The 13,340-nt window shown below is 66.1% G+C and carries 15 protein-coding genes; 12 read left to right on the forward strand and 3 right to left on the reverse strand.

Annotated elements, in window-relative coordinates:
* Positions 1-68 precede the first annotated feature (68 nt).
* Entirely contained in the window at positions 69-398 is a 330-nt protein-coding gene (locus BLS42_RS00565; RefSeq protein WP_090574847.1) for a hypothetical protein, read from the forward strand.
* A gap of 100 nt (positions 399-498) precedes the next feature.
* On the opposite strand, the gene arfB is transcribed toward BLS42_RS00565, so the two are convergent.
* On the reverse strand, positions 499-921 hold the full coding sequence (gene arfB, locus BLS42_RS00570; RefSeq protein WP_090574850.1) for an alternative ribosome rescue aminoacyl-tRNA hydrolase ArfB: 423 nt from the start codon (positions 919-921) through the stop codon (positions 499-501).
* Between the two features lie 88 nt (positions 922-1,009).
* Positions 1,010-1,873 carry a glucose-1-phosphate thymidylyltransferase RfbA gene (rfbA, locus tag BLS42_RS00575; protein ID WP_090574853.1) on the reverse strand — a complete coding sequence of 288 codons (864 nt, stop codon included), beginning with the start codon at positions 1,871-1,873 and terminating at the stop codon, positions 1,010-1,012.
* A 52-nt stretch (positions 1,874-1,925) separates the two neighbouring features.
* On the opposite strand from rfbA, the gene rfbB reads away from it, so the two are divergent.
* From rfbB to galU, 9 genes are all read left to right on the forward strand, one after another.
* Positions 1,926-2,924, forward strand: coding sequence for a dTDP-glucose 4,6-dehydratase (gene rfbB / locus BLS42_RS00580; RefSeq protein ID WP_090574857.1), 999 nt, complete (start codon positions 1,926-1,928; stop codon positions 2,922-2,924).
* 2 nt (positions 2,925-2,926) lie between these two features.
* Positions 2,927-4,393, forward strand: coding sequence for a sugar nucleotide-binding protein (locus BLS42_RS00585; RefSeq protein WP_090574859.1), 1,467 nt, complete (start codon positions 2,927-2,929; stop codon positions 4,391-4,393).
* Positions 4,394-4,466: 73 nt separating this feature from the next.
* Positions 4,467-5,498: a 1,2-phenylacetyl-CoA epoxidase subunit PaaA gene (paaA, locus tag BLS42_RS00590; RefSeq protein ID WP_090574862.1), complete on the forward strand. Its 1,032-nt coding sequence runs from the start codon at positions 4,467-4,469 to the stop codon at positions 5,496-5,498.
* On the forward strand, positions 5,495-5,806 hold the full coding sequence (paaB, locus tag BLS42_RS00595) for a 1,2-phenylacetyl-CoA epoxidase subunit PaaB (protein ID WP_254785390.1): 312 nt from the start codon (positions 5,495-5,497) through the stop codon (positions 5,804-5,806). The genes paaA and paaB overlap by 4 nt, the downstream gene beginning before the upstream one ends.
* Positions 5,803-6,732, forward strand: coding sequence for a 1,2-phenylacetyl-CoA epoxidase subunit PaaC (gene paaC, locus BLS42_RS00600; RefSeq protein ID WP_090574868.1), 930 nt, complete (start codon positions 5,803-5,805; stop codon positions 6,730-6,732). The genes paaB and paaC overlap by 4 nt, the downstream gene beginning before the upstream one ends.
* Positions 6,733-6,743: 11 nt before the next feature.
* The gene (paaD, locus tag BLS42_RS00605) at positions 6,744-7,328 is read left to right on the forward strand and encodes a 1,2-phenylacetyl-CoA epoxidase subunit PaaD (protein ID WP_090574871.1); all 585 of its coding nucleotides are present in this window, start codon (positions 6,744-6,746) and stop codon (positions 7,326-7,328) included.
* 15 nt (positions 7,329-7,343) lie between these two features.
* Entirely contained in the window at positions 7,344-8,564 is a 1,221-nt protein-coding gene (paaE, locus tag BLS42_RS00610) for a 1,2-phenylacetyl-CoA epoxidase subunit PaaE (RefSeq protein ID WP_090574874.1), read from the forward strand.
* 39 nt (positions 8,565-8,603) lie between these two features.
* Positions 8,604-9,383, forward strand: coding sequence for an enoyl-CoA hydratase/isomerase family protein (locus BLS42_RS00615; protein ID WP_090574877.1), 780 nt, complete (start codon positions 8,604-8,606; stop codon positions 9,381-9,383).
* A 98-nt stretch (positions 9,384-9,481) separates the two neighbouring features.
* Complete coding sequence (galU, locus tag BLS42_RS00620) at positions 9,482-10,372, forward strand: UTP--glucose-1-phosphate uridylyltransferase GalU (RefSeq protein WP_090574881.1); 891 nt, start codon at positions 9,482-9,484, stop codon at positions 10,370-10,372.
* Here the strand turns inward: galU and BLS42_RS00625 are convergent.
* Positions 10,369-10,833, reverse strand: coding sequence for an Lrp/AsnC family transcriptional regulator (locus BLS42_RS00625; protein WP_090574884.1), 465 nt, complete (start codon positions 10,831-10,833; stop codon positions 10,369-10,371). The two genes, galU and BLS42_RS00625, sit on opposite strands and share 4 nt — an antisense overlap.
* Positions 10,834-10,992: 159 nt before the next feature.
* On the opposite strand from BLS42_RS00625, the gene pdhA reads away from it, so the two are divergent.
* Together pdhA and BLS42_RS00635 are read left to right on the forward strand one after the other, a co-directional pair.
* A complete protein-coding gene (gene pdhA, locus BLS42_RS00630; protein ID WP_090574887.1) occupies positions 10,993-12,231 on the forward strand; it encodes a pyruvate dehydrogenase (acetyl-transferring) E1 component subunit alpha in 1,239 nt (412 codons plus the stop codon).
* The gene (locus BLS42_RS00635) at positions 12,228-13,340 is read left to right on the forward strand and encodes an alpha-ketoacid dehydrogenase subunit beta (RefSeq protein WP_090574890.1); all 1,113 of its coding nucleotides are present in this window, start codon (positions 12,228-12,230) and stop codon (positions 13,338-13,340) included. The genes pdhA and BLS42_RS00635 overlap by 4 nt, the downstream gene beginning before the upstream one ends.

The raw sequence follows: 13,340 nt of genomic DNA on the forward strand, positions 1-13,340 counted from the left end.
CGCAGCGTGGCGGCCAAAGCGGTCGCAGCGTCGCGGCCAAGCGGTAAATGCACGAACAGGGGAATCGTTTGAACCACAAACTCCGGGTTCTTGTCAGGCTTGACCTCGATTGCGGTCAGGCAGAAGTAGCAGCGCAGGGACATGTGACGGCGAGGAGCCTCCAAGCCTTGTACGTGGTGGTCAAGCGGGCAAACCACCTGAGGGAAGGACTCCACCTGGTGTTGGATGTCAGCCACGCCGTGGTGGAACCGGCGGCCCTCGAACAGCTGCGCGAGTGCTCAGCCACCCATCACCTGCCGGCCACCATTGATCCGCTTCAGTCAGAATGCCAGCTCAGCATCGTGGCGCCGGCGGAAACGGCCGCGGTGCCCCGGGTCCGAAGGCTGGTGGCGGCCTAGAATCCAGCTGCGCCGAGGTCGCCTCTCGAACAAGTTTCTATCTACACGCTTCCGCTGCCCGGGTTGGAAATTGTCGACCGGACGGAGCTGCCGGACGGCGCTACTCCGCTGACGGCCGCTGCCGCTGCCGTTTCGTTGCTGACCGCTGTTCCTTTGCGGCGAGGCGCCGACGGTTCGAGCCCCGGGTGGGTTTGGTCGCCCGGCGGCGGGCGGCTTCGGGAGCGAGACCCTCTGCGACGAGAGCGGAGAGCTTGGCCAGGGCGATCTCGCGGTTGCGCAGCTGAGATCGCCGCTCGGAGGCGGTCACGGTGATCACCCCGGCGATGAGACGTTGACCGAGACGCGTGAGCAGCATCAGGCGTTGGTCATCCGAAAGCGCCGCCGAGCCGGCGACGTTCCATAAAAGTTCGACGCGGCTGTCCGAGGTGTTGACGTGTTGACCACCTGGCCCGGACGAACGCGAGAACCGCCAGCCGAGTTCCGACGCGGGAATCGTGAGCGCGGGCGACACCTCCAGATCCATACAACTAGCGTTGCACAATATCCGTGCGATCAAAGCCCCCACATCTATAGGAGCCCCTGTCCTTGTTCGGCAGCAGCACGCCGCCAGATTACTGGGCCAGCAGATCCAGCAGATACCGTCCGTAGCCGCTCTTCACGAGGGGCTCAGCTCTGGCCCGCAGCTCGTCGTCAGTGAGGAACCCCAGCCGCCACGAAATTTCCTCCGGCGCACCGATAATCAATCCCTGGCGTTTCTGGACGGTTCGAACGAAATTTGAGGCGTCATTGAGATCGTCGAACGTGCCCGTGTCCAGCCAGGCTGTGCCGCGGGGGAGGACCTCGACGTGAAGTTTATCCAGGCCCAAATATGCCTTGTTCACATCCGTGATTTCCAGCTCGCCGCGGGGCGAGGGTTTCAGTTCGCGTGCAATTTCGACAACGTCATTGTCGTAGAAATAGAGTCCGGGCACGGCGTAGTTGCTCTTGGGTGTCAGGGGTTTCTCTTCCAGCGTCAGCACGCGGCCGGCATCGTCGAACTCGACGACGCCGTAGGCCCCAGGATTCTGGACCCAGTAGCCAAAAACTGAGCCTCCGTCGACGTCCGTGTACTGGCCGAGCTGTGTTCCCATCCCTGGGCCGTAGAAGATGTTGTCACCGAGGACCAGGGCCACCGAATCGTTGCCGACGTGCTCTTCGCCGAGGATGAAGGCCTGGGCGAGCCCATCCGGAGCGGGCTGGACTTTGTAGGTGATGCAAACCCCAAATTGCGAGCCGTCCCCGAGTAGCCGACGGAACGGGTCGGAATCTTGCGGGGCAGTGATAACTAGGATGTCCCTAATTCCGGCCAGGATAAGGGTGGAAAGTGGATAGTAGATCATAGGTTTGTCATAGACCGGAACCAGTTGTTTGCTGATGCCGAAAGTAATTGGATGCAGCCGTGATCCGGTTCCCCCGGCCAGAATGATTCCGCGCATGGGCACATCCTTTATGTTTATCCGAGCAACCGCAACAGGTAGGGTCTGAATCATGCAGAATCTCCTTGTCACAGGTGGCGCTGGCTTCATCGGCTCGAACTTTGTCCACTACATAATGGAAACCACAGAGGACCACGTCACGGTGCTGGACAAGCTCACCTACGCGGGCAACCTGGAGTCTCTCAGGGGCCTGCCGGAGGACCGCTTCCGGTTCGTTCAGGGGGACATCTGTGATGCCGCGGTGGTTGACGTCCTGGTGGCGGACGCCGACGTCGTGGTTCACTACGCGGCGGAATCCCACAACGACAACTCGCTGCACGATCCCCGGCCGTTCCTGGACACGAACATCATCGGCACCTACACCCTGATCGAAGCGGCACGCAGGCACAACAAGCGCTTCCACCACATCTCCACCGACGAGGTCTACGGCGACCTGGAGCTCGACGATCCGGAGCGGTTCACCGAGGACACCCCGTACAACCCCTCCAGCCCGTATTCGTCGACCAAGGCCGGCTCGGACCTGCTGGTCCGGGCCTGGGTGCGGTCCTTTGGCCTGCGGGCGACCATCAGCAACTGCTCCAACAATTACGGCCCTTACCAGCACGTGGAGAAATTCATTCCGCGCCAGATCACCAACGTGATCGCTGGCATCCGCCCCAAGCTGTACGGCAAGGGCGAGAACGTCCGCGACTGGATCCACGCCAATGACCACTCGTCCGCTGTCCTGGCGATCATCGCCAGGGGCCGGATCGGGGAGACTTACCTGATTGGAGCCGACGGCGAGAAGAACAACAAGGACGTCGTCGAGCTGATCCTCAAGCACATGGGGGAGGTGCCGGACGCCTACGACCACGTGGTGGACCGGCCCGGCCACGACCTGCGGTACGCGATCGATTCCGCCAAGCTCCGCGACGAACTCGGCTGGGCGCCGCAGTTCTCCAACTTCGAGGCCGGCATCGACGACACCATTGCCTGGTACCGGAACAACGAGGACTGGTGGCGTCCGCAGAAGGCCGCGACGGAAGCCAAGTACAAGGAACAGGGCCAGTAGGCATGCCAATCGGGTTCTCGAAAAAGCTCACCGCCCACGCAACCCCGATTCCCGGCGTCGTCCTCTACGACCTCCCCGTCCACGGTGACAACCGGGGCTGGTTCAAGGAGAACTGGCAGCGGGAAAAGATGGTGGCACTGGGCCTGCCGGACTTCCGGCCCGTGCAGAACAACATCTCCTTCAACGAGTCGGCCGGCACCACCCGCGGCATCCATGCCGAACCGTGGGACAAGTTCGTTTCCGTGGCCGCCGGGCGCATTTTCGGCGCCTGGGTGGACCTGCGCGAGGGCCCGACGTTCGGCGCCGTCTTCACCGCGGAGCTGGATCCCAGCCAGGCCATCTTCATACCCCGGGGAGTGGGGAACGCCTTCCAGACCCTGGAGGACAACACCGCCTATACCTACCTGGTCAACCACCACTGGTCCGCGGACGCCCAGGGCCAGTACACGTTCCTGAACCTCGCCGACGAGACCGCGGCCATCAGTTGGCCGATTCCCCTGGAGCAGGCCGAGCTCTCGGACAAGGACAAGGCACACCCGCGCCTGGCGGAGGTCACCCCGATGCCGCCGAAGAAGGTCCTGGTCCTCGGCGCCGACGGCCAGCTCGGCAAGGCCCTGCGCAAACAGTACGACGGCGACGCCTCCGTCGAGTTCGCCGGCCGCGGCGAGTTTGACCTCGGCCGCGAGGACGCCTACGCCGGACGCAACTGGACGAACTACACCGCGATCATCAACGCCGCGGCGTACACCGCGGTGGACGCCGCCGAGTCGGCCGAAGGCCGTGCCGCCGCCTGGGCGGTCAACGTCACCGCCGTCGCGCGGCTGGCCCGCACCGCCGTCGAGCATGACCTCGCGCTGGTCCATGTGTCCTCGGATTATGTCTTCGACGGAACGCGCGCCACGCACGATGAGTCGGAGCCAGTCTCCCCGCTGGGCGTGTACGGCCAGACCAAAGCCGCGGCCGACGCCGTGGTCAGCGTGGTGCCCCGGCACTACATTGTGCGCACCAGCTGGGTCATTGGCGACGGGAGCAACTTTGTCCGGACCATGGCGTCCCTCGCGGCCCGCGGCATCGAACCGTCGGTGGTCAACGATCAGATCGGCCGCCTGAGCTTCACCCAGGACATCGCCGCGGGGATCCGGCACCTGCTCGAGACGGGCGCCGCCTACGGCACCTACAACCTGACCAACACCGGGGAACCGCAGTCCTGGGCTGACATCGCCGCAGACGTCTACGAATCGCGCGGCAAGCCGCGGAACGCCGTCACCGGAATCAGCACCGAGGAATATTTCAGCGGGAAGGCGGCAGCGCCGCGGCCGCTCAACAGCGCCTTGTCCCTGGACAAGATTCACTCGTCAGGGTTCCAGCCGAGGAACATGAAAGAAGCCCTGTCCGACTACCTCGCCAACCCCCTCGCCGACACGCACGTCCCGGCGACCCGGGGCGTCGGCAGCCGCGACGGTGCTTGACGCATCTCCGGGCTTCCGCATATCCTGAACGAACGGTCGGTAATTATTTATCGGAAATTCATTAGGAGCAACCATGGCATCGCAGCCCCTGCAGTCAGTGCCCGCCGAGCCATCGCTGGCACGGCATGAACCGAGCCCCGAGGACGCGGCCCGGCGCGACGCCGAGGGCCAGGCCTACTTCGACAAGGTCATGGCGGAGGATTCCCGGATCGAACCGCGCGACTGGATGCCCCCGGCCTACCGCAAAACGCTCCTGCGCCAGATCTCCCAGCATGCCCACTCGGAGATCATTGGCATGCAGCCCGAGGCCAACTGGATCTCCCGCGCCCCGAGCCTGAAGCGCAAGGCCATCCTCATGGCCAAGGTCCAGGACGAGGCCGGCCACGGACTCTACCTCTACTCCGCCGCCGAAACCCTCGGCCAGCCGCGTGATCAGATGATGCAGGACCTGATGGACGGCAAGGCCAAGTACTCCTCCATCTTCAACTACCCGGCCCGCACGTGGGCGGACATGGGTGCCATCGGCTGGATGGTCGACGGCGCCGCTATCGCCAACCAGGTGCCGCTCTGCCGCGCATCCTTCGGCCCCTACGGCCGGGCCATGGTGCGGGTCTGCAAGGAAGAGTCCTTCCACCAGCGCCAGGGCTTTGAGATTCTGCTGGAACTCTCCCACGGCACCCCCGAACAGAAGCAGATGGCGCAGGACGCGGTGAACCGCTGGTACGCCCCGGCCCTGATGATGTTTGGCCCCCCGGATGACGACTCGCCCAACTCCAAGCAGTCCATGGCCTGGAACATCAAGCGGTTCAGCAATGACGAGCTCCGCAACCGGTTTGTCGGCATGATGATGGAGCAGGTCAAGGTCCTCGGCTTGACGCTTCCGGACAAGGACATCCGGTTCAACGAGGAAACCAAGAAGTGGGAGCACGGGCCGCTGGACTGGGCTGAATTCCACGAAGTCCTGGCCGGCCGCGGCCCCTGCAACGCCCAGCGCCTGGAACGGCGCCGCGAGGCACACCAGAACGGCGCCTGGGTGCGCGAAGCCGCAGCCGCGTACGCGGAAAAACAGAGCCGCAAGCAAGCAGAAAAGGTATCCGCAGCATGAACGACTCCGCAACCGAACCCCACGCAGGCAACGTCTGGCCGATCTGGGAAGTTTTCGTCCGCTCCAGCCGCGGCTTGTCCCACGTCCACGCAGGGTCCCTGCACGCACCCGACGCGGCAATGGCCTTGCGCAACGCCCGGGACCTCTACACCCGCCGCAACGAAGGGGTTTCCATCTGGGTGGTCCCGGCCGAGGCCATCGCCTCCAGCGACCCCGATTCCAAGGGATCCTTCTTTGAATCCCCGCAGGGCAAGGACTACCGCCATGCCACGTACTACACCAAGAGTGAGGGCGTGAAGCACCTGTGAGCACCACACCTGAAACTGCGGTCTCCTCAGAAGAAACAGGCGGCCACGGCGACATCTCCGTCGGTGTATCCGGTGCCGGCGCCAGCGGCGACGGCACCGCCAGCGCCACCCGCATCACCCCCGGCAACGCCCTCCGCCCGGAAGACATCGCGCTGGCCGTCAGCCGCGGCGCTGCCAAGCCGAGCGAAGACGTCGCCGAGTTCGCCCTGCGCCTGGGCGACGACGCCCTGATCCTGGCCCAGCGCCTTGGCCACTGGATCTCCCGCGCGCCGGAGCTCGAAGAGGACGTCGCCCTCGGCAACATCGCCCTGGACGAACTTGGCCACGCCCGGTCCCTCCTCAGCTACGCCGGCGGACTGGACGGGCGCAGCGAGGACGATCTCGCCTACCTCCGCCGCGAGCACGAGTTCCGCTCGGCGGCGCTCTTCGAACAGCCGAACGGGGACTTCGCCGTCACCATCGCCCGGCAGTTCGTGGTCAGCTACTACCAGTTCGAGCTCTACCGCCGGCTGACGTCCTCCACCGACTCCACCCTCGCCGGCATCGCCGCCAAGGCGGTCAAGGAAGTGGACTACCACCGGGACCACAGCGCCCAGTGGGTCCTGCGCCTGGCCCTCGGCACGGACGAATCGCGCCAGCGCATGATCCACGCGTTCAAAGTCATCTGGCCTTTCGTGGATGAGCTGTTCCGCGACGACGAGCTCACCGGACGCCTCAGCGAAGCCGGCGCCGCGCCCCAGCCCTCGAGCCTGCGCGAGGACTTCGACCGGCTCACCGGCGAGGTCCTGGCCGAAGCGGAGCTCGAGGTCCCCAACGTGCAGCCGACACCGGGCGGGGGCCGCCGCGGCCTGCACTCCGAACACCTCGGCTACATCCTCGCCGAGATGCAGGTGCTCGCCCGCGAGTACCCCGGAGCCAGCTGGTAGGCACCATGGAAATGTTTGTCTCCGATCCGGAAACCGCGGAGCGCCGCAACGCCGCCAAGGGCAACACCGCCCAGGAGAAAGCCTGGGCGGTGGCCGCCACAGTGTGCGACCCCGAAATCCCGGTCCTCACCATTGCGGATCTCGGCATCCTGCGTGATGTCCAGGTTTCGAAGGAACCCAGCGTTGACGACGGCGGGATGGTTCCCGCCGTCCAGGTCACCATCACCCCGACCTACTCCGGGTGCCCCGCCATGGACGCCATCCGGGATGACCTCACGGCGGCTTTCCACCGCGCCGGGTATCCGAGTGTCCACGTTGAAATGGTCCTCTCGCCGGCATGGACCACGGACTGGATGAGCGAGGCCGGCAAGGCCAAGCTGCAGGAATACGGCATCGCCCCGCCGAGCGGCCACACTGCTGTTGATGGCAAAGCAGTCCGGCACGCCGGCCCGGTCCGGCTGTCGCTTGCCGTCAAATGCCCGCAGTGTTCATCGTTGAACACCAAGGAACTCACCCGCTTCGGTTCCACCTCTTGCAAGGCGCTGTACGTCTGCCAGGACTGCAAGGAACCGTTCGACTACTTCAAAGTTTTGTAAGGAACAGGTGCTCCCATGACTGTTGTCCGCCAGACCGCGGCCGAAACGGCCGCAGCCACCGGCCGCCGTCGTGCGTCCTTCCACACGCTGACCGTGGACGAGGTCCGCCGCCTCACCGACGACGCGATCGAGGTGACCTTCGGCGTTCCGGCTGAGCTCGCCGGCCAGTTCGATTACCTCCCGGGCCAGTACGTCGCGCTGCGCACCACCCTGCCCGACGCCGGCGGCCAGCCGCACGAGATCCGCCGCAGCTACTCGATCTGCGCCGAACCGCGGAGCTTCGCGGACGGCAGCAGCGAGATCCGGGTCGCAATCAAGAAGGACCTGGGCGGCCAGTTCTCCACCTGGGCGAACGCCGAGCTCAAGGCAGGCGATGCCCTGGACGTGATGAGCCCGATGGGCGCTTTTGTGTCCAAGCACGGCCGGGACGGCAAAGAGCAGAACCTGATGAACTCGATGAATCATCCGGAAGAGCTGGCGGGGGAGCCCGGCTCGTTCGTGGCGATCGCCGCTGGCTCCGGCATCACTCCCGTGATCGCCATCGCCCGCACCTTGCTGGCGGCTCACCCGGAGACCCGCTTCGACCTCATCTACGCCAACAAGGCCGCCATGGACGTGATGTTCCTCGAAGAACTCGCGGACCTGAAGGACAAGTACCCGGCCCGGCTGGCGCTGCACCACGTGCTCTCGCGTGAACAGCGGATCGCGCCGCTGCTCAGCGGCAGGATCGACGCCGAGAAGCTGCAGGCGCTGCTGGGCACCGCCATCCACGCTGACGACATTGACGAATGGTTCCTCTGCGGCCCCTTCGAACTCGTCCAGCTGTGCCGGGACACCCTCGCCGCGCGCGGCGTCGCCCCGGAGCACGTCCGCTTCGAGCTGTTCACCTCCGGCAAGCCGGACCGCCCCGAGGGCAACATCGGCCGGCCCGTGATCGCGGACGAATCCAAGGAGACCTACAAGATCACGTTCAAGCTGGACGGCTTGCAGGGCGAAGTGGCGAGCCCCACCCACGCCCGCGAATCCATCCTCAACGCCGCCCTACGGGTCCGCCCCGACGTGCCGTTCGCCTGCGCCGGCGGCGTCTGCAGCACCTGCCGGGCCAAGGTGGTCAGCGGCAATGTCACCATGGACGAGAACTACGCCCTGGAACAGGACGAGCTCGACAAGGGCTACGTCCTGACGTGCCAGTCCCACCCCACCACCCCGGAAGTCACGGTCGACTTCGACGTCTAGGTTTTTTCGGCGCCCGCCTTTTCGAATCCAAGGAGCCCCATGATTTCCCTGTCCATCGCCGACGGCGTCGCCGAGGTCGTACTCGATGCCCCGCACAAGCTGAACTCCCTCGACGAGCAGGCACTCGCGGATTTGTCCCGGGCGTACGACGACGCCGCTGACGCCGCCGCGCGCGGCGAGGTCCGGGCCCTGCTGCTCCGCGGCGAGGGCCGCGCCTTCTGCGCCGGCCGGGACATTGCCGGCGTGACCCCGGAGAGCGACGACGCGCAGGCCTACCTGGGCGGGCTCGTCCGGCCGCTGCTTAAGAAAATGAGCGCCTTCCCGGCACCCACGTTCGCCGCGGCCCAGGGCGCCTGCCTCGGCGTGGGGCTGGGCCTGCTGCTGGCCACGGACGTGGTCTACGTGGCGGAGAATGCCAAGTTCGGCTCACCGTTCGCCAAGCTCGGCGCCACCCTCGATTCCGGCGGACACTGGTATTTCACCGAGCGCCTTGGCATGCACCGGACCCTGGACCTGATCTACACGGCCGAGCTCATGAGCGGCGCCGACGCCGTGGCGCAGGGCCTGTTCAGCCGCGCCATGCCCGCGGCGGAACTGCTTGGGAACACCCGGGCCATCGTGGCCGGCGTTGCCACCGGCGCCACCGGGGCGTTCAACGCCAGCAAGGAACTCGTGGCGCACATCCGCGACCAGCGGCTGGGGCTGTGGGAGGCCATGGAAGAGGAAAACGCCGAGCAGGCACGGCTGTGCAAGACCGAGGACTACGCCGAGGGCTTCCGCGCCTTCCAGGAGAAGCGCAGCCCGGTCTTCAAGGGCTGACAGGCGGCTTTGCGGGGGTCCCCGGAGACGGATTGCCCGGGTACTCGTCTTTGCTTCGAAGCATTCTCATTTCCGGACCCCGCTTGTAAAGTTCGGTTATGAGTCTGGGGAGATCTGTAACTAAAGCTGTCATACCCGCGGCGGGACTGGGAACGCGCTTCCTGCCGGCCACCAAGGCAATGCCTAAGGAAATGCTGCCGGTGGTCGACCAGCCGGCCATCCAATACGTTGTGGAGGAAGCCGTCCGGGCCGGGCTGACGGATCTGCTGATGGTTACCGGCCGCCAGAAGCGTGCGCTGGAGGACCACTTCGACCGTGAACCGGCGCTGGAGCACGCCCTCGAACTCAAGGGTGATTTCGACAAGCTGGAGGCCGTCCGACACGCCTCCCGCCTGGGCCCGCTGCACTACGTGCGCCAGGGCGACCCCAAGGGGCTGGGCCATGCAGTCCTCTGCGCCCGCCAACACGTGGGCGACGAACCGTTCGCCGTCCTGCTGGGCGATGACCTGATCGACGAGCGGGACGAGCTGCTGACCACCATGATGGACGTCCAGGCCCGGACCGGTGGCTCCGTCGTGGCCCTGATCGCGGTGGAGCCGGCGCAAATCAGTGCCTACGGCTGCGCCGACATTTCGGCGGTGCCGGGCCAGGACCATGTACGGGTCAACCGGCTCGTGGAGAAACCCGCCGTCGCCGACGCCCCGTCGAACCTGGCCGTGATCGGCCGGTACGTCCTGCATCCGGAGATTTTCGATGTCCTGGAGGACACCCCGCCCGGCCGCGACGGCGAAATCCAGCTCACCGATGCGCTGCAGACCCTCGCCGTGTCCGACTCTGAGGGCAGCGGCGTCTACGGCGTGGTCTTTAGGGGCCGCCGGTACGACACCGGAGACAAACTGAGCTACCTCAAGGCGGTCATCTCGATCGCGGCCGAACGGGTGGAGTTTGGTGAGGAGCTCCGGGCCTGGATGAAAGTGTTCGTTAGCTAGCGCGTGTCCACATCTTCGAACACAAGAAATGTCTGGGTGTCCAAGACTCCCGGCATGGACTGCAGCTGGTCGAAAATCACCCGGCGAAGGTCAATGTTGTCCACAGCGCGCACCAGCAGGATGACATCGAAGTCCCCGCCCACCAGGGCGATGTGATGGACCTCGGGGATGGCGCGCAGGAGTTCGCGCAGCTCGCGCCAGGAGTGCTGGCGCACCTTCAGCGTGACATAGGCAGAAGACTTCAGGCCGGCCTTGATGGGATCCACCAGGGCGGTGAACTTGGTCAGGACGCCTTCGCCGGTGAGCCGGGCAATCCGGGTGTAGGCGTGGGCGCGGGAAATGTGGACGTTCTCGGCCACCTGGGTCACCGACATCCGGCCGTCCCGGGTCAGCTCCGCAATGATGTTCCGGTCCACATCATCCAGCGGCACCGCCACCTGCTCCGCCTCAAGCTCTGCCATTCGTCTACAACCCCCGCCGGTAATCCAGCTCACACTTACGATTTGTCTTCCAGACTAGGGCAAAATTGTGGACTTCTCCACGATTCGCGGTGGAGGTGGATACGAAACAGCGGCTGGCGGCATACTGGGAAAGATTAGTGGCTACAGAAGGACGGACCAATGACGATCTCCGCAGACCACGCTGCGCAGCAACACGCGCAGCAGGCGGCGCAGCAAAATCCAGCCAGTGATGCCGTGAGCAAGTTCGGTATCACGGTTGAGGACTACATGCTCCCCGCCCGCCACCAGATCCAGATGGTCGGCCCCGACGGCACCCTGAATCCCCACACGGAACAGGGCACCCAGCCCGGGCACGAATACAGCCTGCCGAGCGAGGCCGAACTGCTGGCCGCCTACGAACAGCTCGTCGTCGGCCGCCGCGTCAATGACCAGAACTCCGCGCTGGTCCGGCAGGGCCGCATGGCCGTCTACCCCTCCAGCCACGGCCAGGAGGCGTGCCAGGTTGCCGCCGCACTGTGCCTTGCCGAGGGTGACTGGCTGTTCCCCACCTACCGCGACTCCGTGGCCGTTATGGCCCGCGGCGTGGACCCTGTCCAGACGATGACGCTGTTCCGCGGCGACTGGCACGGCGGCTACGACCCCGCCAAGAACAAGGTCGGCATCCAGTGCACCCCGCTGACCACCCAGCTGCTGCACGGCGTCGGCGTTGCCCACGCCGCCAAGCTGCGCGGCGAGGACACCGTGGTCCTGGCCATGTGCGGCGACGGCGCCACCAGCGAAGGCGACTTCCACGAGGCCCTGAACTTCGCCGCCGTCTTCCACCTGCCCGTGGTCTTCTTCGTCCAGAACAACCAATACGCGATCTCCGTGCCGCTCGCGCACCAGTCCGTTGCGCCCTCACTCGCCCACAAGGCCGTGGGCTACGGCATGGCCGGCGAACGCGTCGACGGCAACGACATCGTGGCCCTGCTCGCCGTCCTCGGCCGGGCCGTCAAGCTGGCCCGCGAAGGTTCCGGCCCGCTGCTGGTGGAGGCGCACACCTACCGGATGCAGGCGCACACCAACGCCGACGACGCCACCCGCTACCGGCAGGACAGCGAAGTCGCCGAATGGGTGGCCAAGGACCCGCTGAGCCGGATGCAGACCTACCTGACGGACCGCGGCCTGCTCGACGATGACCGCGCCGCCAGGATCGCCGAAAAGGCGGAAGCAGTTGCCACCCAGCTGCGCGAAGGCCTCAGCGAAGAGGTCCCCGTGGAACCGCAGGACCTCTTCAAGTACGTCTTCTCCACCCCCACCCCACAGCTGAAGGAACAGTCAGCCATGCTCGCCGACGAACTGGCCCGCGACGCCGCATCCACCGCAGCCGCATCCACCGCAACGGAGGCCGGCAAATGAGCCCCAGCATCACCACGTCCTCCGAGGCGAACGGCAACGTCAGCGCCGCCACGGCGCGCGCCGCCGCCAAGGCCGCTGTTGAGGCCGAAAAGACCGGGCCGCAGACCATCACGCTGGCCAAGGCCCTCAACACCGCGATGGCCGACGCCATGCACGCGGACCCCTCGGTCCTGGTCTTCGGCGAGGACGTCGGCATGCTCGGCGGCGTCTTCCGCATCACGGACGGGCTCACCAAGACCTTCGGCACAAGCCGCTGCTTCGACACCCCGCTGGCCGAATCCGGGATCGTCGGCATGGCCGTGGGCATGGCCATGAACGGCATGCGCCCGGTCATCGAGATGCAGTTCGACGCGTTCGCCTACCCGGCCTTCGAACAGATCGTCAGCCACGTCGCCAAGATGCACAACCGCACCAAGGGCGCCGTGAAGCTGCCCATGGTCATCCGGGTCCCGTACGCCGGCGGCATCGGGGGAGTGGAGCACCACTGCGACTCCTCCGAGGCCTACTACGCGCACACCGCCGGCCTGAAAGTCTTCACCCCCGCCACCGTGGCCGACGGCTACCGGATGCTCCGCGAAGCCATCGACTCCGACGACCCCGTCATGTTCATGGAGCCCAAGAAGCTGTACTGGTCCAAGGACCAGGTGGACCTGGACGCGCTGCGTGCCGAGCACGCCGCGAACACCGAGCGCGGCACCTCCTCCGAGGGCCGGGCCGCCGTCGCCCGCCCCGGCACCGACGCCACCCTGATCGCCTACGGGCCGTCCGTCCCGACGGCGCTTGCCGCCGCGGCCGCCGCCGCCGAGGAAGGCCGCTCGCTCGAAGTGATCGACGTCCGCTCGATCGTGCCGTTCGACGACGAGACCGTCTGCGCCTCGGTCCGCAAGACCGGCCGCGCCGTGGTGATCGCCGAGGCCCACGGCTTCGCGTCCGTGGCCTCGGAAATCGTCGCCCGGGTCCAGGAACGTTGCTTCCACCACCTGGCCGCACCGATCCGCCGCGTCACCGGCTTCGACGTGCCCTACCCGGCGCCGAAGCTCGAGCACTACTACCTGCCCGGCGTGGACCGCATCCTCGACGCCGTTGACGACCTCCAGTGGGAAGACTGA

Origin of the sequence: Arthrobacter sp. ov407 (assembly GCF_900102895.1) — a bacterium.
GTDB lineage: Bacteria > Actinomycetota > Actinomycetes > Actinomycetales > Micrococcaceae > Arthrobacter.